Annotated in this window: 21 protein-coding genes; 5 read left to right on the top strand and 16 right to left on the bottom strand. The window is 66.7% G+C overall.

Features of this window, described 5'->3' with window-relative positions; all coding sequences use genetic code 11:
- Positions 1-7: 7 nt before the first annotated feature.
- The 13 genes from ACOHX0_RS17705 to ACOHX0_RS17645 all read right to left on the bottom strand — a co-directional run bounded on the left by ACOHX0_RS17705 (position 8) and on the right by ACOHX0_RS17645 (position 11,605).
- A complete protein-coding gene (locus ACOHX0_RS17705; RefSeq protein ID WP_420678479.1) occupies positions 8-1,612 on the bottom strand; it encodes a LysM peptidoglycan-binding domain-containing protein in 1,605 nt (534 codons plus the stop codon).
- A 143-nt stretch (positions 1,613-1,755) separates the two neighbouring features.
- Complete coding sequence (rarD, locus tag ACOHX0_RS17700) at positions 1,756-2,631, bottom strand: EamA family transporter RarD (RefSeq protein ID WP_420678478.1); 876 nt, start codon at positions 2,629-2,631, stop codon at positions 1,756-1,758.
- 119 nt (positions 2,632-2,750) lie between these two features.
- Positions 2,751-3,206 carry a host attachment family protein gene (locus tag ACOHX0_RS17695; RefSeq protein WP_420678477.1) on the bottom strand — a complete coding sequence of 152 codons (456 nt, stop codon included), beginning with the start codon at positions 3,204-3,206 and terminating at the stop codon, positions 2,751-2,753.
- Positions 3,199-3,405: a hypothetical protein gene (locus ACOHX0_RS17690; protein ID WP_420678476.1), complete on the bottom strand. Its 207-nt coding sequence runs from the start codon at positions 3,403-3,405 to the stop codon at positions 3,199-3,201. The genes ACOHX0_RS17695 and ACOHX0_RS17690 overlap by 8 nt, the downstream gene beginning before the upstream one ends.
- A 153-nt stretch (positions 3,406-3,558) precedes the next feature.
- On the bottom strand, positions 3,559-4,161 hold the full coding sequence (locus tag ACOHX0_RS17685) for a superoxide dismutase (RefSeq protein ID WP_420678475.1): 603 nt from the start codon (positions 4,159-4,161) through the stop codon (positions 3,559-3,561).
- 303 nt (positions 4,162-4,464) lie between these two features.
- Entirely contained in the window at positions 4,465-4,944 is a 480-nt protein-coding gene (locus tag ACOHX0_RS17680; protein ID WP_420678474.1) for a hypothetical protein, read from the bottom strand.
- 39 nt (positions 4,945-4,983) lie between these two features.
- Positions 4,984-5,418, bottom strand: a complete 435-nt coding sequence (locus tag ACOHX0_RS17675) for a hypothetical protein (RefSeq protein WP_420678473.1) — start codon at positions 5,416-5,418, stop codon at positions 4,984-4,986.
- Between the two features lie 203 nt (positions 5,419-5,621).
- Complete coding sequence (locus ACOHX0_RS17670) at positions 5,622-6,188, bottom strand: sarcosine oxidase subunit gamma (RefSeq protein WP_420678472.1); 567 nt, start codon at positions 6,186-6,188, stop codon at positions 5,622-5,624.
- Complete coding sequence (locus ACOHX0_RS17665) at positions 6,181-9,198, bottom strand: sarcosine oxidase subunit alpha family protein (protein ID WP_420678471.1); 3,018 nt, start codon at positions 9,196-9,198, stop codon at positions 6,181-6,183. The genes ACOHX0_RS17670 and ACOHX0_RS17665 overlap by 8 nt, the downstream gene beginning before the upstream one ends.
- Positions 9,199-9,246: 48 nt before the next feature.
- Positions 9,247-9,600 carry a sarcosine oxidase subunit delta gene (locus ACOHX0_RS17660; RefSeq protein ID WP_420678470.1) on the bottom strand — a complete coding sequence of 118 codons (354 nt, stop codon included), beginning with the start codon at positions 9,598-9,600 and terminating at the stop codon, positions 9,247-9,249.
- Between the two features lie 4 nt (positions 9,601-9,604).
- Positions 9,605-9,934, bottom strand: a complete 330-nt coding sequence (locus tag ACOHX0_RS17655) for a TfoX/Sxy family protein (RefSeq protein WP_420678469.1) — start codon at positions 9,932-9,934, stop codon at positions 9,605-9,607.
- A 101-nt stretch (positions 9,935-10,035) separates the two neighbouring features.
- Positions 10,036-10,245: a hypothetical protein gene (locus ACOHX0_RS17650; RefSeq protein WP_420678468.1), complete on the bottom strand. Its 210-nt coding sequence runs from the start codon at positions 10,243-10,245 to the stop codon at positions 10,036-10,038.
- 115 nt (positions 10,246-10,360) lie between these two features.
- Positions 10,361-11,605 carry a sarcosine oxidase subunit beta family protein gene (locus ACOHX0_RS17645; RefSeq protein WP_420678466.1) on the bottom strand — a complete coding sequence of 415 codons (1,245 nt, stop codon included), beginning with the start codon at positions 11,603-11,605 and terminating at the stop codon, positions 10,361-10,363.
- Positions 11,606-11,996: 391 nt separating this feature from the next.
- On the opposite strand from ACOHX0_RS17645, the gene ccmI reads away from it, so the two are divergent.
- Genes ccmI through ACOHX0_RS17630 form a run of 3 tightly spaced genes read left to right on the top strand, consistent with a single transcriptional unit; the run spans position 11,997 to position 13,942 of the window.
- Positions 11,997-13,235 carry a c-type cytochrome biogenesis protein CcmI gene (gene ccmI, locus ACOHX0_RS17640; protein ID WP_420678464.1) on the top strand — a complete coding sequence of 413 codons (1,239 nt, stop codon included), beginning with the start codon at positions 11,997-11,999 and terminating at the stop codon, positions 13,233-13,235.
- On the top strand, positions 13,232-13,705 hold the full coding sequence (gene ruvX / locus ACOHX0_RS17635; RefSeq protein ID WP_420678463.1) for a Holliday junction resolvase RuvX: 474 nt from the start codon (positions 13,232-13,234) through the stop codon (positions 13,703-13,705). The genes ccmI and ruvX overlap by 4 nt, the downstream gene beginning before the upstream one ends.
- A 3-nt stretch (positions 13,706-13,708) precedes the next feature.
- Positions 13,709-13,942: a DUF1289 domain-containing protein gene (locus ACOHX0_RS17630; protein WP_420678462.1), complete on the top strand. Its 234-nt coding sequence runs from the start codon at positions 13,709-13,711 to the stop codon at positions 13,940-13,942.
- Between the two features lie 274 nt (positions 13,943-14,216).
- On the opposite strand, the gene ACOHX0_RS17625 is transcribed toward ACOHX0_RS17630, so the two are convergent.
- The 3 genes from ACOHX0_RS17625 to dusA all read right to left on the bottom strand — a co-directional run bounded on the left by ACOHX0_RS17625 (position 14,217) and on the right by dusA (position 17,002).
- The gene (locus tag ACOHX0_RS17625) at positions 14,217-15,011 is read right to left on the bottom strand and encodes a hypothetical protein (protein WP_420678461.1); all 795 of its coding nucleotides are present in this window, start codon (positions 15,009-15,011) and stop codon (positions 14,217-14,219) included.
- A gap of 4 nt (positions 15,012-15,015) precedes the next feature.
- Positions 15,016-15,870 carry a sulfite exporter TauE/SafE family protein gene (locus tag ACOHX0_RS17620; RefSeq protein ID WP_420678460.1) on the bottom strand — a complete coding sequence of 285 codons (855 nt, stop codon included), beginning with the start codon at positions 15,868-15,870 and terminating at the stop codon, positions 15,016-15,018.
- Between the two features lie 91 nt (positions 15,871-15,961).
- Complete coding sequence (gene dusA / locus ACOHX0_RS17615; RefSeq protein WP_420678459.1) at positions 15,962-17,002, bottom strand: tRNA dihydrouridine(20/20a) synthase DusA; 1,041 nt, start codon at positions 17,000-17,002, stop codon at positions 15,962-15,964.
- Between the two features lie 110 nt (positions 17,003-17,112).
- On the opposite strand from dusA, the gene ACOHX0_RS17610 reads away from it, so the two are divergent.
- Positions 17,113-18,120 carry a tyrosine-type recombinase/integrase gene (locus ACOHX0_RS17610; RefSeq protein ID WP_420678458.1) on the top strand — a complete coding sequence of 336 codons (1,008 nt, stop codon included), beginning with the start codon at positions 17,113-17,115 and terminating at the stop codon, positions 18,118-18,120.
- A gap of 38 nt (positions 18,121-18,158) precedes the next feature.
- A partial coding sequence (locus ACOHX0_RS17605) for a transposase (protein WP_420678457.1) occupies positions 18,159-18,341 on the top strand: 183 nt, incomplete at its 3' end.

Genomic DNA, 18,341 nt, shown 5'->3' with positions numbered 1-18,341 from the left:
TCAGATATCAGTCTGGAATAGCGAAAACCTGCCCCGGGTAGATCAGGTCCGGGTTGCGGATCGCGTCCCGGTTGGCCTCAAACAAGCGCACATAAAGAATTCCGCTGCCGTAGTTCTGCTGCGAGATCGCCCAGAGCGTATCGCCTTTCTGCACCGTCACCGCCTGCACCAGCGGGGTGTGGCCGGCCGGGACCTCCTCGGGGGCGGGGAGCGCCAGGTCCTCCGGCGCTTCGCGTTTGAACGGGGTTTCGATGCGGCTCAGCACCGTGCCGGTCTCCGCCTCCACCTCATCGACGCGCAGGGTGTAGATCCCCGGCGCCACATCGGCGAAGCTGCGGGTCCAGCGGCCGGAGCCTCCGGCCGCGGTCTCGGCCACCGGGGCGTTGTCGATGTAGATGCGCACCAGCGACTGCGGCCGCGCCCGCCCGGCCAGCTCGACGCTGCCCGCCTCGGAATAGCTGATCGCGTCCAGCGCCACCTCACCGGTGAGCGCCGGGTCCGGCAGCGGCGCGGGCTGCACCACCTCGATGCCATCGGCATCCGCGCGCAGCACGGCAATGGCGGTTCCGGTTCCCGCGGCAGGATCCGGAGCCGCGGCGGGGGTCTGAGACGGACCGGTCCCGGGCGCGGCGCCTGCAGCTTCAGCCACGGCCTCTGCCCCTGCCCCTGCCGGCACGGCGGCGCCTTCAGGCGCGGGTTTGGCAGGGTCTTCCGCCGGGACGGCCGCCGCATGGTCCTGCGCTTCCACCGGTTCTGCCGGAGCGGCCCCTTCCGGGGCTGCGGCGCCGGCCATCTCCGCCTCCGGGGCTGCCCCTGCTTCGGCATCCGGCACTGTCACCGGCGCGAGGATGAAAGAGCTGTCCGAGACGCTCTTCTGCCCTTCATGCTCGGCCAGCAGCGAGATCACCCGGGCGGTGCCAGAAAATGCGATCGACGCCAGCGAGACAAACTGCCCGTCCTGCGGCACCTGGATCTCCTCCAGCACCTGCCCGTCCAGCAGCACCGAGACTCGCACCCCGGCCTGCGCCCGCCCGGCAATGACCACATCGCCGTCGCGGTCGACCCGCACGAGACCCAGCTCCGGCGCTTGCAGCACGAAGAGACCATCGTTGCCCGCGTCCAGCTCCGGTGCGGCGGGGGCTGAGGCGCTTTCGGCCGCGCTTTCTGCCGCGGGGGCCGCGCCTTCATCCATTGCTTCCGGCGCACCGGCGGGCGCCGCAGCCTGCTCCGCCGCCGGGCTGGGGTCTGCCTCCGCGTCAGGGGCGAGCGCCGCCGTATCCTCGGGCGGCTGGTCCGGCACGGACGTGTCCGCCGCCTCTGCCGCTTCGGTATTTTGGGGGTCTGCCTGCGTGGCTGTCTCCGCGTCCTCCTGCGCCTGGCGCAGCAGGATATCGGTCAGGGGCTGGTTGGATTCACGCCCGGCCGGGGCCACTTCCGACGCGGTGCTGTCTGCGGTCCCGCTGCCCTTCCCGGCACCGGTCCCGGTGCCGCCCGTCCCGCTGCCGAAGCCGCCGAACTGAACCAGCGCGTAGCCGCCCAGCACCACGGCCACAGCGGCGGCGCCGCCCAACATCAGGGCCGCAGGGCCCCCGCGTCCAGTTCTCTCAGCCATCTTAGTCCTTCATGTCCGTCCCGTACCGCGGGATGTGCTCCCCCGCTTGATGCGCAAACCTAGCAACCCCGCCAGCAGCGGTCAAAACACGAAAGCCCTTTAGCCTTGAAAAACCTCACAGAAAGGCAGGAGGGACACGGGGGTCAGAGCCGCGCCGCCCGGCGCTCCTGCATCAGCGCCGCGGCGCAGAACAGAAACACCCCCGCCCAGATCAGCACAAAGGCAATGCCATGCCACAGGGTGAACAGCTCGCCGAAGATCAGCACCGCAACCAGGAATTGCAGCGTCGGGTTCAGGTACTGCAGCACCCCCACCGTGCCCAGCCGCACCCGCCGCGCGGCATAGCTGAACAGGATCAGCGGCAGCCCGGTCAGCGGCCCCGCCAGCATCAGCAGAGCCGCATCGCGCCCGCCCGCCTGAAACCCGCCGCCGCCGCTGGCCCAGATCACCGCCAGCGCCACCGGCAGCAGCAGCAGAACCTCGGTGGTGACGGAAACCACGGGGCCGAGGTCCAGCCCCTTCTTCAGCGCGCCATAGGCCGCAAAACTGGCCGCCAGCATCAGCGAGACCCATGGCGTTACCCCCAGCCCCAGCGTCAGCACCAGCACGGCGGCGCCGGCCAGCAGCGCCGCCAGTTTCTGCGCGGGAAAGAGCGGTTCGGAAAACAGGAAGCGGCCGATCAGCACGCTCAGCAGCGGGAAGATGTAATAGCCGAGCGAAGCCTCGGCCGCCTTGCCCGTCTGCACCGAGGAAATGAACAGGAACCAGTTGAAGGAAATCATCGCGGTCGCTGCCAAGAGCCGGAGCGCCCGGCTGCGGTCCTTTAGCGCCGCGCCGGTCAGGCCAAAGCGGCCCTGCACCAGCAGAACCGCGGCAAAAAAGGCAAAGGACCACAGCACCCGGTGCGCCAGCACCTCGATCGGGGCGACACGGGACAGCGCCTTGTAAAGCAGGCCCGAGAGCCCCCAGATGGTGCAGGCCGCAAGGATCGCGGCCACGCCCTTTTGTGCATCGCTCATTGCGGACCCCGCCCCGTGTCTGTCAGCCAATCGTTGCCACTGGCGTCCAGACACCGGAGCGGGGCCCGCGTCAACCCCCGATCCCGGCCGCCGGGGGCTTACTTCTCACGGGCCGCCGGTCAGCCCGCTTCCAGCTCATCGCGCACCATCTGCTCGATCTTGTCGAGCGGATGGTTGGTGAGGTTCTTGGCGATCTCGCCCGCGACGCGGTTTTCGACCTCTTTGTGCAGGTTCTGGCGCAGCTCACCCAGAACATCCGGTGCCGCCACCAGCACCAGCTTCTCGAACTTGCCCTTGTGCGCCATCTTGTAGAGCTTGTCCGCGAGGTCGGAGGCAAATCGCTCCTTTGCGAGCTCGTGCCAGTCGGTGTCATCCACCGCCGAACGGTGCACGCTGGGCCCGTCGTTGAAGCGGCCCGGGCGGTTCGCCGACTGCGCCTGATCCGAGGGGTTTTCCTGCTCGTCCTTGCTGCGCACCTCCAGATAGGGGTCCTGGGCGTCGGTCACATTCTCCAGAAACAGGGCCTTCTCGCTGTCGGCGACCAGCACCCAGGTGCCTTTCGATAGTTTAGTCATCGTTATGTTCCTGCTCTTTGGATTTGGTCACGCGGGTGGCGCCTGCGGGGCGCGACTTGGCCCGCTTCTCCTCGTCTTCCGAGGCAATGTCGCGCTGCAGGTTGCCGCCGCTGCGGCCCTGATGCGACACGGTGCCCTCGGCGCCGAGAAGATCATCCGTCTCGCGGTGTCCGTCCTTGGATCTCTTGCGCTCAGCCATGGCATCCTCCGTTGCTTCGTGTTGTTCAGACTCAACGCGTGGGCGCGGGCCAAGGTTCCTGCGGCACGACGCAAAAACCCCCGCGCAGCAAGGCTGCACGGGGGCTCAATCCGGCCACCCCGGCGGGGCGGCGCGTCACGCTTTGCGAGGGGCTCAGCCCATGCGCGAGGCGACGTTTTCCCAGTTCACCAGGTTGTCGAGGAAGTTCGACAGGTAAGCCGGGCGCTTGTTGCGGAAATCGATGTAGTAGGAATGCTCCCACACGTCGCAGCCCAACAGCGCGGTCTGGTTGAAGCACACGGGGTTCACGCCGTTTTCGGTCTTGGTGACCTTCAGGCTGCCGTCCTGCTCCTGCACCAGCCAGGCCCAGCCCGAGCCGAACTGGCCGGCGCCCGCGGCGGAGAACTCTTCCTTGAACTTGTCGACCGAGCCGAAGCTTTCGGTCAGCGCCTTTTCCAGCTCACCCGGCATCTTGCTCTCGCCCGGGCCCATCATTTCCCAGAACTGGTTGTGGTTCCACAGCTGCGAGATATTGTTGAAGATGCCGTTCTGGGCCACCGCATTGGCGTCATAGGTGCCCTTGATGATCTCTTCCAGCGACTTGCCTTCCCACTCGGTGCCGGCGATCAGCTTGTTGCCGTTGTCGACATAGGCCTTGTGGTGCAGGTCGTGGTGGTATTCCAGGGTTTCCGCGGACATGCCCTTGGATGCCAGCGCGTCGTGGGCGTAAGGAAGATCGGGAAGTTCAAAAGCCATTTTGGGCCCCCTGTCAAAATATGTTGCGTTCCTGAGCAGATACATGCTGTGCGGCATAAGGCAGGTCAAGGGCGCAAGCGGATTATCGCAATGAAAGATTTCGGGGCGGGGGCATATACCGCGATGCTGCGCGCGCCCCTCAGAAACGGCCCGGCCGACCTGCGTCAAGCATCCGCCGCCTCCCGCTCGCGTCCGTTTGCCAGCGCGGAGGAAGGCCGCAAGGCCGCCGCGCATCGCCGCCGCGCGCCCGCGCGGCGGCGGTTTGTCAAAAGCTGGGCGCTTGCGGCCAGGGCAGCAGAAACCCTATTGGAAAAGGGTGAATTTCGCGGGCTGGCATTTACCGGTGCCCGAGGGAGTGTTGTCTGCCCCGTGCACGATCGCGCGCAGGCGCAGCTTGCCATTCGACGGCTCGAAGGAGCCGGAAAAGGTCACCGGAATGGAGCCGCGCAGCGCGGGCGCATCCTTGACCTTCCAGCGCAGCTTGACCTTGCCCTTGCTGTTGGCCTCGTACGGCAGCACCAGCGGCGCGCCCTGGACTTCCTTGATGAGCCCGTCGAAGACACCAACCTTGCCCGCGGCCTCGTCGACCTGCAGCAGGACCCGCGGCGGGATCCAGCCGTTCCGGGTATGGCTTTTCACTTCACAATCGTAGGAGACGCCACCGGCAAATGCCGCGGGTGCCAGCAGCGACAAAAGCACCGGCAGAAAAAGAGCTTTTATATCAATATTCTCTTGCGTGAATTTGGTGAGCCGGGCTTTAGCAGCCCCCGCGCGCGTCCGCAACCTCGGCGCGAGGGCAGCTGGCCGTCCCGCCCGGAGCGCTCAGTTTCCGGCCTGCTGCGCCAATAGGCTCTGCGCCACTGCCGGCACACAGCGCCCGGCGCCGCGCGACAGGCGGATCATGTCGTGCTCGTGCATCGCCTTTATGGTCATCTTCATGTTGGCCATGTTCAAGAGCGCCCGGAACTGGGGAGCGGTGTCCTTTGCGCTGCCCACCGGCTCGTGCATGGCGCTCCAGGCGACTTCCAGCGAGGATTCGCTGCGCCGGGTCACCTGGCCCGGCACAGTTGCGGAAAATGCCGTATCCGAGACCCGCGCCGCGTTGCGCTGGTCCAAAAACTCGATCACGAACTCGGCCGGAATCCAGCCATTGCCGGACAGCGGATGGGCGCTGCAAAAGTACGCCTCCCCCGCAGTGGCCGCAGTGGTGCCGGCAGCGACCAGCGCCGCCGCGATACCGTTTTTCAAAAGGTGCATAAAATACTCCCCACAGCCGCCCTGCCAGCAATGACAGGCGGGGCGGTACCTTTAATAACATTTCCAGTTTTGCAAACTGCTCGCCCCGGGAGAGCTGAATGGAACGAATTAACCCTTACAAAAGAAAAAGGTGCTCCCGGGAAACCCTAAGAGCACCGTAAATGACGCCCTTTCGCGTCACAACTGAAAAAACTGGGAAATTTTTAGTAAACACCCACCTTTGACTGCGGGTGCGCGGCACTGCTCAGCAGCTTGAAGACATACTCGCCCACCGAGCGGAAGCAGATCACCTTGAAGCTGCCGTCTTCCTCCATCCAGAAGGCGCCCGCCACCTGTGCCAGCCGCGAGCGGCGGAACTGGCCGGGCTTGAACTGGCCGGCGTCGAAGTCCACCGGGCTCACCTTGCCCAGCACCTCCCGCGCGCCCTCGCCGGAGACGCTGATGAAGGCGCGCGCGTCGGAGACGTTGACCGCCAGCGCATGTTCCCCCGCCAGCGCCCCGGCCAGCTCCGCGGCCTTGGCGCCGGCGTCGGCGTAGGGCACCAGCAGCAGCAGCTCATCCGGCGACATCCAGGCGGCCGCGCCGGTGCCGGATTTCGCGATCCGGCCCCGCTCGGGCACGCCCGCGCCGGTGGCAGCCTGGACCGCCGCATGCAGCGCCGGTGAGCCGAGATCGCCGCGCAGGGTGATCATGCCCTGCAGGCCCGCATCCGCAACCTTCGCCAGGCCGGAGAACCGGGCGCCGTTCAATTCGGAAACAGCCTTAGACATTCTGCTTCTCCCCTTCCTTGTCGTAAAACACCGCATCGACGATCTTGGCCTTGAAGACGGTGCCATCGGTGCCCGGGAATTCGATCACTTCGCCCATCCGCTTGGGACCATGCTTGACCAGGCCCATGGCGATGCCGCGGTCCAGGTTGGCCGAGTAGTAGGTCGAGGTCACCCGGCCGATCATGTTGCGCTGGCCATTGGCATTGACGCCCTCGCCAAGGGCATAGGCGCCATCGGGCAGCACCGACCCGTCCACGGTCTCCAGCCCGACCAGCTGCCAGCGCTCCGGGTCCGCCATGTGGGAGCGCGTGTGCGCGCGCTTGCCGAGGAAGTCTTCCTTCTTCTTCGACAGCGCCCAATGCAGGCCGAGATCCTGGGGAATCACGGTGCCATCGGTCTCGTCGCCGATCATGATGAACCCCTTTTCGGCGCGCAGAATGTGCAGCGTTTCGGTGCCATAAGGCATCACCCCGAACTCCTTGCCCGCCTCCATCAGCGCATCCCAGAACGCCTGCCCTTCGGAGGCCGCAACCGCGATCTCGTAAGACAACTCGCCCGAGAAGGAGATCCGGTAGGCCCGCGCCTTGAAGCCGCCGATCTCGCCGTCTCGCCACTCCATGAAGGGCAGCGCCTCGCGGCTCACGTCCATGCCGCCCAGTTTCTCCAGCACCTTGCGGGCGTTGGGGCCAACCACGGCGATCTGGGCGTATTGCTCGGTCACGTTGGCGACATAGACCTTCCAGTCCCACCACTCGGTCTGCAGCCACTCTTCCATATGGCCATGGATGCGCTCGGCGCCGCCGGTGGTGGTGTGGCAGAGCCAGGTGTCCTCGTCGATGCGCGCAACCACGCCATCGTCGATCAGGAACCCGTTCTCCGAGCACATCAGCCCGTAGCGGCATTTGCCGGGCTTCAGCGTCGACATCATATTGGTGTACATCATGTCGAGGAACTTGCCCGCATCCGGACCCTTCACCACCAGCTTGCCCAGCGTCGACGCATCCAGCACGCCCAGATTCTCGCGGGTGTTCTTCACCTCGCGGTTCACCGCCTTGTGGCGGTCTTCACCGCTGCGCAGGTAGGCGAAGGGGCGGCGCCACTGGCCCACCGGCTCCCAATCGGCGCCGTTCTTCTGGTTCCAGTCGTAGATCGGCGTCTTGCGCACCGGCTGGAACACCTCGCCCCGCGCCTCGCCGCCGATCGCGCCCATCGAGATCGGATGATAGGGCGGGCGGAAGGTGGTGGTGCCGACTTTGGGGATCTCCGCGTTCAGGCTGTCGGCGAGGATCGCGAGGCCGTTGATATTGGACAGCTTGCCCTGATCGGTCGCCATCCCCAGCGTGGTGTAGCGCTTGGTGTGCTCGACGCTCTCGTAGCCCTCGCGCGCCGCCAGCTGCACGTCGGAGACCTTCACGTCGTTCTGGTAGTCGAGCCAGGATTTCATGCGCAGCTTGATGTCGGCCTTGGCGGGCATCAGCCAGACCGGCTGCATCGGCGCCTCGCCTTCGCTCTCGCCTTTCGCAGCCTGCACGGACTTGGCCGGGAAGCCCGCAGCCTCGGCCGCGCGCGCACCGGCGGCGGCGGCATCTTCCAGCACCGCGCCGAGGCGCAGCTCGCCGTTGGCCGAACCGGCCGCGACCACGAAGCCCTCGCCATCGGCGCCCAGCGGCGGGCGCGCGGGGTCGGGGCGGAAGTTGGCGTTGGCCTCATCCCAGATCAGCTTGCCGCCGCAGTGCGACCACATGTGCACGACAGGGGACCAGCCGCCGGACATCGCCACCGCATCGGCCTCGACCTCCTCACGCGCGCCGCCCTCGCCGTTCTGCGCACAGATCGACACTTTGGTGACGCATTTGCCGTCCTTCACCTTGGCAATCGCGCGGCCGCATTCGACCCGGATGCCCTTCTCGCGCACCGCATCCATCAGCGCCCCCCCGCCGCTGTCGCGGGTATCGAGCAGGCGCACCACTTCCACGCCCGCCTCGTGCAGCACCAGCGCGGTGCGGTAGGCGTCGTCGTTGTTGGTGGCGATCACCACCTTCTTGCCCGGGGCCACGCCCCAGTTCACCACGTAGTCCCGCATCGAGGCCGCCAGCATCACCCCCGGCACATCGTTGCCGGCAAAGGAGAGCGGGCGCTCGATCGCGCCGGTGGCGGAGACGATCTGCTTCGCGCGGATGCGCCACAGACGGTGGCGCGGGCCGCCCTGCCCCGGCGCATGGTCGGTCAGCCGCTCGTAGCCTAGCGCATAGCCGTGGTCGTAGACGCCGGCACCCATGCAGCGGTCGCGCAGGGTGACGTTGTCCATGGCGCGCAGCTCAGCCAGGGTCTTCTCGATCCAGGCCTCCGGCGCCGCACCGTCGATGGTGCCGCCATCAACCGGCGCGCGGCCGCCCCAATGGGCGTTCTGCTCCAGCACCAGCACCTTGGCGCCCGTCGCCGCCGCGGCCTTCGCCGCCTGCAGGCCGGCCACACCGCCGCCCATCACCAGCACATCGGCAAAGAAGTAGAAGTGCTCGTAGGTGTCGGCGTCCTTCAGCTCCTTGTCGGGCGCCTTGCCCAGACCGGCCGAGCGGCGGATGATCGGCTCATAGACGTGTTTCCACAGCGGACGCGGGTGGATGAACATCTTGTAGTAAAAGCCCGCGGTCAGGAACCGGCCCAGCTTGTTGTTGATCGACAGGACGTCGAACTCCAGGTTCGGCCAGTGGTTCTGGCTCTGCGCGCTGAGGCCCGAAAACAGCTCGGTGGTGGTCGCGCGCTGGTTCGGCTCATAGCGGTCGCCGGTGCCCAGCTGCATCAGCGCATTGGGCTCTTCCGGGCCGGAGGCCACGACGCCGCGCGGACGGTGATACTTGAAGGACCGCCCCATCATCACCTGGCCGTTTGCCAAAAGGGCAGACGCCAGAGTGTCCCCGGCAAAGCCTTTCATGCGCTTGCCGTTGAAGGAAAAGTCGATCTGTTTGGAGCGGTCGATCAGCCGGCCGTGCTTGGCAAGACGCGTGCTCATGGGTGCAGACCTTTCGAAAAGAATGCAGGTGTTTCAGTCAGGCGGCGGTCAGGCGGCGGAGGATTTGCGCGCATCCGCAAACTCGCGCCAGCTCCAGCCCGGACGCTTGGCGGAGATCTTGTCGAGGATCTCCTGCGGCGGCTCGGTGGTCTGGGCCGAATAGGTGCCGAAGACCTCCAGCGTCTGGGTGCAGCGGGCGGCATGGAACCACTTGCCGCAGCCATTGGCATGGCGCCAGCGTTCGAAATGCACGCCCTTGGGGTTTTCGCGCATGAACAGGTAGTCGTGGAACTCGTCGTCCGAGGAGCCGGGGCCAAAGCGCTTCAGATGCGCCTCGCCGCCGGCGTGCAGTTCGGTTTCCTCGGCTTTGACGCCGCAGCAGGGGCATTCCAGGATCAGCATCTCATCATCCTTTCGGCGGCAGGCTGGCAGCATTGGCCAGCGACAGTTGAACCAGGGCGGAGCGCAGCTCCGCATCAGCGAATTGTCCGGGATCGATTTCGACCATGCCGCCCATCTTGCGGCCGGTGAAGGCAAGCGGCGCGGCGCCGAGCTCCAGGGCCCGGGCTTCGCGGTCCTTGCCGGGTCGGTACATGGCGCCATCCTTGTGCACGCCGCAGATCATGTTCCCGTGCAACAGGAAACACAGGCCGCCAAACATGGTTTTCTCGGAAAGCCCCGGTTCCACGCCAAGATCCGCTCGCATGATCTCGGCCATCGCTTCATCATAGGCCATCGCGGATACCTCCGCGGGCCGCGGCGGCGGAACGGACCCGGGACAGATCCGCTCCGCGCGATGCCTGGGGACAGGCGCGCACGGCGGCGCGCCGCCCGTGGTCAGTTGCTGCCGGAAGTGTCCACTTCACCTTCGATCGCGGTGCCGTCCGGCAGCTCGATGCTGACGTCAGGCTGATCAGCACTTGGCGCCGAGCCGCCGAAGACGATCCACGCCAGCACGCCGAGGGCGACGACAACGGCGCCGAGAATGAAGGCAAGCCCGGTGTTTCCGCCGCCGCCGCCGGAAGGATTGGGGTTCTGGTCAGCCATGATCTGCTCCTGCAGTTGTTCGCATACCGGGGGGAAATGCCCAGAGCGCTGCAAAAGTTCCCCCGCCCGGCGGCGGCCGGCCGGATTGTGCTTTTATGGGCACGCACCCGCATCATCAGTGCGCCACCCCCGCGGCGACGCTCTCGTCGATGAACTTGCCTTCGCGGAAGCGGTTCATCGAGAACTCCTCGGTCAGCGGCGAGTGGCCGGTCGCCATCAGCTCCGCCATCGCCCAGCCCGAGCCGGGGATCGCCTTGAAGCCGCCGGTGCCCCAGCCTGCGTTCACAAAACAGTTCTGCACCGGGGTCTTCGACAGGATCGGCGAGCGGTCGCCGGTCACATCGACGATACCGCCCCACTGGCGCAGCATCTTGAGGCGGCTGACCATCGGGAAGGTCTCGTTCAGGGCGCGCACGGTTTCCTCGATGTGGTGGAACGAACCGCGCTGGGTGTAGTTGTTAAACCCGTCAGTACCGCCGCCGATCACCATTTCACCCTTGTCGGACTGGCTCATGTAGCCATGCACCGTGTTGGCCATCACCACCACATCCATGCAGGGCTTGATCGGCTCGGAAACCAGCGCCTGCAGCGCCACGCTCTCCACCGGCAGACGGAAGCCCGCCTTCTCCGACAGCACCGAGCAGTTGCCCGCCACCACCATGCCCAGCTTGTCGCAGTCGATCGCGCCCCTGGAGGTGTCGACGCCCGCAATGCGGCCGTTCTCCACCCGCACGCCGGTGACTTCGCACTGCTGGATGATGTCCATGCCCATCGCCGAGCAGGCCCGCGCATAGCCCCAGGCCACCGCGTCGTGGCGCGCGGTGCCGCCGCGCTCCTGCCACAAGCCCCCCAGCACCGGGTAACGCGGGCCTTCCAGGTTGATGATCGGCACCAGCTCTTTCACCCGCGCAGGCTCGATCCATTCGGTCGAAACCCCCTGCAGCGCGTTGGCATGCGCGGTGCGCTTGTAGCCGCGCACCTCGTGCTCGGTCTGGGCCAGCATGATGACGCCGCGGGGGCTGAACATCACGTTGTAGTTCAGGTCCTGGCTCATCGTCTCGTAGAGGCTGCGCGCCTTCTCGTAGATCGCGGCCGAGGGGTCCTGCAGGTAGTTCGAGCGGATGATGGTGGTGTTGCGCCCGGTGTTGCCGCCGCCCAGCCAGCCCTTCTCCAGCACCGCCACATTGGTGATGCCGAAGTTCTTGCCCAGATAGTAGGCAGTGGCGAGCCCGTGGCCGCCGGCGCCCACGATGACGACGTCGTAATGGCGTTTCGGTTCGGGCGAGCGCCAGGCGCGTTCCCATCCGGTGTGATAGCGCAGGGCTTCCCGCACGACGGCAAAGGCTGAATAGCGTTTCATGAGCGAATCCGATGGTTCGTGTCTGCGGTTTGGTATGCCCGAGGACGCCGCAAGACCCGCGCCGTTTATCGTCCCCTTTGCGCGTATTTGCGACACCGTTCTGCGGCCGTGGCGCGCGAAGGACAGGAAGGGTTTCAAACAACAGGGAAAAGCCGCGCATCGGCGGCGATCCGAACGGGCGTGGCTGGCAGTTTATCCCGGCAATGTCCGCACACACTCTCTAGAGACTGCCCAGCCGCAGCCAAATCGCCGCCGCGTTGGGACCTGCCTGCGATGCGCGGCGGCCTTGCGGCCTTGACCCGCGCCGGGGGATACAGGAGCGCCCGCGGCAGATTGGCCCTTTTTTTCACGCCCCCCCGCCTATAGATGAGCAGCAAAGATCGGAGACGGAATGGCCTTCTGGATAGTATCTGCCCTCATCGCCGCCTCGGCGGCGCTGCTGGTTGCCCTGGCGCTGCTGCGCGGCCGCCACCTGGGCGAGCCGGCCGCGGCTTATGACCTGCGCCTCTACCGGCAGCAGCTGCGCGACGTGGACAAGGACCTCGCGCGCGGCGTGATCGGAGAAGCCGACGCCGAGCGCACCCGCACCGAGATCTCCCGCCGCATCCTCGCCGCCGACGCCCAGTTGCAGAAGCACCGCAGCGGCAGCCCCCAGCCAAAGACGCTCACCCGCGCTGCCGCGCTGCTGGCCGCGCTTTTGATGATCGGCGGCACCCTGGGCCTTTACTGGCACCTCGGCGCGCCCGGCTACGGCGACCTGGGCCTGAAGCACCGCATCAGCCTGGCGCAGGAGCGCGCCGCCAGCCGCCCCGGCCAAGCCGAGGCCGAGGCCCGCCTGCCCGCGCTGCCCGGCCCGGAGGTGGAGGAAAGCTACGCAAGCCTGGTCGCACAGCTGCGCAAAACCGCGGCCAAGCGCACGGACGATCCCCAGGGCCAGGCGCTCTTGGCCCAGCATGAGGCCAACCTCGGCAACTTCCGCGCCGCCTATGCCGCCAAGCAGAACGTGATCCGCCTGAAAGGCGATGCCGCCACCGCCCGGGACTACGGCGAGCTCGCCGAGCTGATGATCCTCGCCGCCGGCGGCTACGTCTCGCCCGAGGCAGAAGAGGCGCTGAAAGCCGCCCTCGCGCGCGATCCCCGCTCCGGTCCCGCGCGCTATTACATGGGCGTGATGCTGGGCCAGGCCGGCCGGCCCGACGCCGCCTTCCGGATCTGGGAGGAGACCCTGCGCGACGGCCCGGCCGGGGCGCCGTGGGTCCAAGGCATCGAAGCCCGGATCGGGGAGATGGCCGCCCGCGCCGGCGTCGACTACCGCCCGGTCACACCGCCCTCCGGCGGCGCCCCCGCCCTGCCCGGCCCCAGCGCCGAGGACATCGCCAATGCCAGCGAAATGGACCCCGAAGCGCAGCAGGAGATGATCCGCGGCATGGTCTCGCGCCTGTCGGAACGGCTCGCCTCCGAAGGCGGCGCGGCCGAGGAATGGGCCCGCCTCATCGCCGCGCTTGGCGTTCTGGGCGAGACGGACCGCGCACGGGCAATCTACGGCGAAGCGCAGGCCGCCTTTACCGGCAATGACGCGGCCCAGGAACAGCTTACTGCCGCCGCCCAATCCGCAGGAGTGGCACAATGATCCACGACGCCTTCGAAGATTTCGCCGCCGCCCTGCCGCCGATGAGCGCGCTGATGGGGCTCGACCTCGGCACCAAGACCATCGGCGTTGCCGTCTCCGACGGCTTGGGCACCGTGGCGACACCGCTGGAGACGGTGAAGCGCAAGAAATTCACCCTCGACAGCGCCCGCCTGCTGGAGATCGCCGCGGCGCGCGGCCTCGGCGGCATCCTTCTTGGCCTGCCGCGCAACATGGACGGCTCCGAGGGCCCGCGCTGCCAATCGACCCGCGCCTTTGCCCGCAACCTCTCAAAGCTGGCCGAGCTGCCGATCGGCTTCTGGGACGAGCGCCTCAGCACCGTGGCCGCCGAACGCGCGCTTTTGGAGGCGGATACGACACGAAAACGCCGCGCCGAGGTTATCGACCATGTCGCCGCGTCCTATATTCTCCAAGGCGCATTGGACCGGATGCGGCATATCAGGAACGGATGAGCAATGAGCGGCGAAGTTTGGAAACGCGACGAAATTCAGTCACCCTGCGTGAAGATCTGCGTCGTCCACCCGGAGGCGCGCATTTGCACTGGCTGCTACCGCTCGCTGGACGAGATCCGGGACTGGTCCCGGATGAGCAATGACGAACGCGCTGCGGTGATGGAAGCCCTGCCCGACCGCGCAGGCCAGCTCACCAAGCGCCGCGGCGGCCGCGCCGCCCGCCTCAACCGCGGTTAACGCGGCGCGCCGCACCCTTACCGCCTGGAAACCACGCGGAACACGTGCTGACGTGATGTTTCGCGCGCGAAACAACCGGGCAGCAAGGCTGACCTATCGGCCAAAGCCGCGCGCCTGCCCGCGCGATGCCCCCTAATAGGCTGGAAACAGACGCTTTATCCAAGCAAGACACCTGCCAGGCCGCGCTGTTGCACTGCGCTGTCAGAAGCGCCCACCCGCCGGGACAGGCAAGCGCGCGCCCGGCGCCTGCGGCTTGTTCCGGGCGCAAGGGGCATTACGCTTCCGCCAGCCACCCTGCTGTCCAATCCGCAATCTCCGGCCTGAAATAAGCGATCATCCGGCCCTCCTTCGGCGCCTCGGCCGCCTCGCCCCAGGGTGCGACCCCGTGCAGGCAGAGCCGGTGCATCAGGCAGGATTGGCCGGGCTTGGCCGCGACCTCGATGCGCGGGCAGGTCGCGAAGACTTCGGCGCGGGCGGCGGTGTAAGCGTCGGTCACATCCACCTCCGCCCAGTCCTGCGGCGGCACGCCCTCAAAGGCCGCGAGGAAGGCGCGGCGCATGATGCGGTGGCTCCCCTCCCAGATCACCAGAGGCGCGGCGTCGGGGCTGCTTTCGTTGAGCGGCAGGCCCAGCACCCAGGCGTGCGGCTCCTCAACTCGGCGGCGGCGCTGCGCGCCGAACATCTTCACCCCGTCCACATGCGCCGCATCGCGCTTCAGCCGGTAGCGGAACGCACCCTCCCCTTCGCCGGGACGCGGGCGCGGATAGCCGGGAAAAACAGAAGACACCTGCGCCCGGTGCAGATCGGGAAGCCGGCCGATGCGGCGGGTGATGAAATCGATGGGCGCGCCGGCCAGCGCGGGGCCGTCCGGCAGCCGGCCCGCCGCGTCATTGGGCAGTGCATCGACACCGATGAACCAGGTGCCTTCGCATTGCAGCCACTCGGCATTGGCCGGATTGTGCAGTGCAGATATGCCCTGCGGCAGCGCCGCCCGCGCCCAGGCCGCGATCTGCGCGTCCCAGGGGAAGCGCACCCAGCCTTTGTTCTGGTAATCCTCCAGCAGCCCCATGCCTTCAGTACCCCGCCGCCTTGCGGAGCATGTTGAGCGCCACCAGAACGAGGAAGGCGCCGAACACACGCTTCAACGGTTTCGGGTCCATCGCATGCGCCAGCTTCACGCCCCAGGGCGCGGTGATCAGGGTCATCGCGATGACGATGAAGAACGCGGCCAGGTTGACAGCCCCGATGGTGAACGGCGGGCGGCGGGCGGGATCGATCTCCAACAGCAGGAATCCGGCCACCGAGGGCACCGCGATGATCACCCCGAACCCCGCCGCGGTGGCGACCGCGCGATGCACCGTGACGCCGTGCAGCGTCATCAGCGGCACCCCGAAGCTGCCGCCGCCAATCCCCATCAGCACCGACAGGAAGCCGACCGCGGGCGACAGCGCCAGCCGCTTGCCGCCCTTGGGCATCGCCGCACCGAGGCGCCAGCCGGAGCGGCCAAGCCCCATATAGCAGCCGACCACCAACGCCAGTGCTCCGAACACCCCCTGCAGCACCGCCGAGCGCAGCGCCGAGGCGGCAATCACCCCCAGAACCGCGCCCGCGGCGATACCAATCCCCCAGCCGCGCAAGATCTCCCAATCCACCGCGCCCTTCTTGTTGTGGCTCAGCACAGAGCGCAGCGAAGTCACGATGATGGTGGCCAGAGAGGTCGCGAGGCAGATCTGCATGAGCTGGCTGCTGCCATAGCCAAGCGCCTGGAAAATATAAAAGAACGCAGGAACTAAGACGATGCCGCCGCCGACCCCAAGAAGCCCGGCCAGAACGCCCGCGAAGGCGCCCGTCACCGCCAGCAGCACCGCCATCTGGGCAAGCAGCGCAGGCGCAGGCAGGAGAGCGGCAGTCAGGGCGGGATCAGGCATGGGCGCACCTCGGGTTTTTCGTCACCCGCAAAGGCTTAGCCGCGTTGTGCCCGGTTTCACAAGGGACTAGCGCCCGCGCCGCTGCGTTTCGTCACAGGGCCTGCGATGGCTGGGCGCCGGAGTTTGCGGCCCGGGTTGCGGCCCGGCCTGAGGTTTGCACGCTCACCTGCGCCAGCGCCTCTTCCACCAGCTCGGGGCCGGCCCCCTTGCGGCAGGCGCCCTCGGAGAGCATCCGCCGCCACTGCCGCGCGCCCGGCCGACCCGCAAACAGACCCAGCATGTGGCGGGTGACCTGGGCAAGCTTGGCGCCCTTGCTGAGCTGCGCCTCGATATAGGGCAGCATCGCGCGCACGGCCTCTGCCGGATCGCTGGCACTGCCGGTGCCGAAGATTTCCGGATCTGCGGCGCAGAGGATATCGGCCGGCTGGTGATAGGCGGCGCGGCCGATCATCACCCCGTCAAGCCCGCGCGCCAAGTGGTCCCCGGCCTCCGCCAGCGTTGCGATGCCGCCGTTGATCGAGATGTGCAGATCGGCGAACTCCGCCTTCATCCGGTGCACCAGTTCGTAGTCGAGCGGCGGGATGTCGCGGTTTTCCTTCGGGCTCAAGCCTTGCAGCCAAGCCTTGCGGGCATGGATCGTGACGCGCTGGCAGCCGGCCGCGCGGATCTTCTCCAGAAACTGCGGCAACACCTCTTCCGGCACTTGCTCATCGACCCCGATGCGGCATTTCACGGTCACCTCCACATCGCAGCCTGCCCGCATCGCGGCGACACACTCGGCGGCCAGATCGGGCGTCTGCATCAAGACCGCGCCAAAGGCCCCCGACTGCACCCGGTCGCTGGGGCAGCCGCAGTTGAGGTTAATCTCGTCATAACCGGCCTCCGCCCCGATCCGCGCCGCCTGCGCCAGCTCCTCCGGGTCCGAGCCGCCCAGTTGCAGCGCCACCGGGTGTTCCTCGGGGTTGAAGTCCAGGAGATGCAGCGCCCCGCCCCGCACCAGCGCCGGAGCAGTGACCATCTCGGTATAGAGCAGCGCCTCCCGGCTGAGCAGCCTGTGCAGGTAGCGGCAGTGACGGTCGGTCCAGTCCATCATAGGCGCGATAGAAAGTGTAGCATGTTGATTTATTTGCATATTTCTTGTATCTTCAAACTGTTGCGGGGCAAAGTTGCTGCGCAGGAATACGCCCCAATATCCCCGAATTTGCCCCTCTACGACTCATTGCACACACAGCGCACACTAAAATGGCCTCCATCACCAAGCTCCCCTCCGGTGCCTACCGGGTCCAGATCAGACGAAAGGGCCGCTACGCGAGCGAGACGTTCCTCCGCCGCGACGACGCCCATCGCTGGGCCCGCCAGGCGGAGACCCGGGTCGATCAGGGGCTGGCACCGAACAAGTCATCCGTATCCCGCCTCCAGACCTTTGGCGACCTCATCGATCTTCATATAGCCGATATGTGCGAGGTAGGGAAACCGCCCCGACGCAGCAAGGCGGCAACGCTCACGACGCTCAAACGCGATCTGGGCAAGGAGAAGATCGGGCACCTCGACCGGCAGAATCTGATCGACTACGGCAAGATGCGCGTCGATCAAGGCGCAGGTCCGGTGACTCTCGGGATCGATATCGGCGTGATCAAGATGATCATCACCCACGCGGCGGCTGTGCACGGGCTCGACATCTCTCCGGAACCCGTTGATCTGGCGCGTGTCGCGCTCAAGCGTCTCGGGCTGATCGGCAAAGGCACGGAGCGGGATCGTCGCCCCACCACGGACGAGTTGAACCGCCTCTTCCGTTGCTTCGATGACAACGAACGCCTGACCCTGCCGATGACACGGATCGTGAAATTCGCGGTGGCCACGGCGATGCGGCTCGACGAGATCTGCCGCATCGAATGGACCGATCTCGACGTCGACCGCCGGATGCTCATGATCCGCGACCGCAAAGACCCGCGTAACAAGACCGGGAACGACCAGCGGATCCCACTCTTCGCCGCCACGGGGTTCGATGCCTGGGCGTTAGCCACCGAACAGGCAAAGGAACTCGGGCACGCAAAAGGCCGGATCTTTCCCTACAATTCGAGATCAGTCGGAACGGCCTTCCGACGCGCCTGCGTCGAGGTCAGTGTGAAGGACCTTCATTTCCACGATCTGCGCCATGAAGGCACTAGCCGCTTGTTCGAGGCTGGCTTCGCCATCGAACAGGTCTCGCTGGTCACCGGCCAGGCGTTGTTGCAGAACTCTTACTGCTAAGGATTCACATCACGAATCCATGCGGTTAGACGGGGCCGATGAGTAAGCCCGCACCTGCCCGCTACCGCACGACGAATTGGTCCAGCTACAACGATGCGCTCAGGAAGCGCGGTTCGCTTCTGATCTGGCTGGATAAAGAGATGACCTGGCTCGCGCCGCATGAAGGACGGCCAGGGCGCCCACCGGTCTTCTCGAACGCGGCGATCCAGTTCTGCCTGTCG

Origin of the sequence: Cribrihabitans pelagius, assembly GCF_048820915.1 — a bacterium.
GTDB lineage: Bacteria > Pseudomonadota > Alphaproteobacteria > Rhodobacterales > Rhodobacteraceae > Cribrihabitans_A > Cribrihabitans_A pelagius.
Note: the sequence above shows the minus strand (reverse complement) of the source record. Positions and strands in the feature narration are given on the sequence as shown.

Coding starts and splice junctions, on each gene's coding strand:
- ACOHX0_RS17650 (WP_420678468.1), bottom strand. CDS start 10,245: ATGGCTGACCAGAACCCCAATCCTTCCGGCGGCGGCGGCGGAAACACC.
- ACOHX0_RS17705 (WP_420678479.1), bottom strand. CDS start 1,612: ATGGCTGAGAGAACTGGACGCGGGGGCCCTGCGGCCCTGATGTTGGGC.
- ccmI (WP_420678464.1), top strand. CDS start 11,997: ATGGCCTTCTGGATAGTATCTGCCCTCATCGCCGCCTCGGCGGCGCTG.
- ACOHX0_RS17610 (WP_420678458.1), top strand. CDS start 17,113: ATGGCCTCCATCACCAAGCTCCCCTCCGGTGCCTACCGGGTCCAGATC.
- ACOHX0_RS17645 (WP_420678466.1), bottom strand. CDS start 11,605: ATGAAACGCTATTCAGCCTTTGCCGTCGTGCGGGAAGCCCTGCGCTAT.
- ACOHX0_RS17660 (WP_420678470.1), bottom strand. CDS start 9,600: ATGCTGATCCTGGAATGCCCCTGCTGCGGCGTCAAAGCCGAGGAAACC.
- ACOHX0_RS17665 (WP_420678471.1), bottom strand. CDS start 9,198: ATGAGCACGCGTCTTGCCAAGCACGGCCGGCTGATCGACCGCTCCAAA.
- rarD (WP_420678478.1), bottom strand. CDS start 2,631: ATGAGCGATGCACAAAAGGGCGTGGCCGCGATCCTTGCGGCCTGCACC.
- ACOHX0_RS17670 (WP_420678472.1), bottom strand. CDS start 6,188: ATGTCTAAGGCTGTTTCCGAATTGAACGGCGCCCGGTTCTCCGGCCTG.
- ACOHX0_RS17690 (WP_420678476.1), bottom strand. CDS start 3,405: ATGGCTGAGCGCAAGAGATCCAAGGACGGACACCGCGAGACGGATGAT.
- ACOHX0_RS17625 (WP_420678461.1), bottom strand. CDS start 15,011: ATGGGGCTGCTGGAGGATTACCAGAACAAAGGCTGGGTGCGCTTCCCC.
- dusA (WP_420678459.1), bottom strand. CDS start 17,002: ATGCAAATAAATCAACATGCTACACTTTCTATCGCGCCTATGATGGAC.
- ACOHX0_RS17620 (WP_420678460.1), bottom strand. CDS start 15,870: ATGCCTGATCCCGCCCTGACTGCCGCTCTCCTGCCTGCGCCTGCGCTG.
- ACOHX0_RS17630 (WP_420678462.1), top strand. CDS start 13,709: ATGAGCGGCGAAGTTTGGAAACGCGACGAAATTCAGTCACCCTGCGTG.
- ACOHX0_RS17695 (WP_420678477.1), bottom strand. CDS start 3,206: ATGACTAAACTATCGAAAGGCACCTGGGTGCTGGTCGCCGACAGCGAG.
- ACOHX0_RS17655 (WP_420678469.1), bottom strand. CDS start 9,934: ATGGCCTATGATGAAGCGATGGCCGAGATCATGCGAGCGGATCTTGGC.
- ACOHX0_RS17675 (WP_420678473.1), bottom strand. CDS start 5,418: ATGCACCTTTTGAAAAACGGTATCGCGGCGGCGCTGGTCGCTGCCGGC.
- ruvX (WP_420678463.1), top strand. CDS start 13,232: ATGATCCACGACGCCTTCGAAGATTTCGCCGCCGCCCTGCCGCCGATG.
- ACOHX0_RS17685 (WP_420678475.1), bottom strand. CDS start 4,161: ATGGCTTTTGAACTTCCCGATCTTCCTTACGCCCACGACGCGCTGGCA.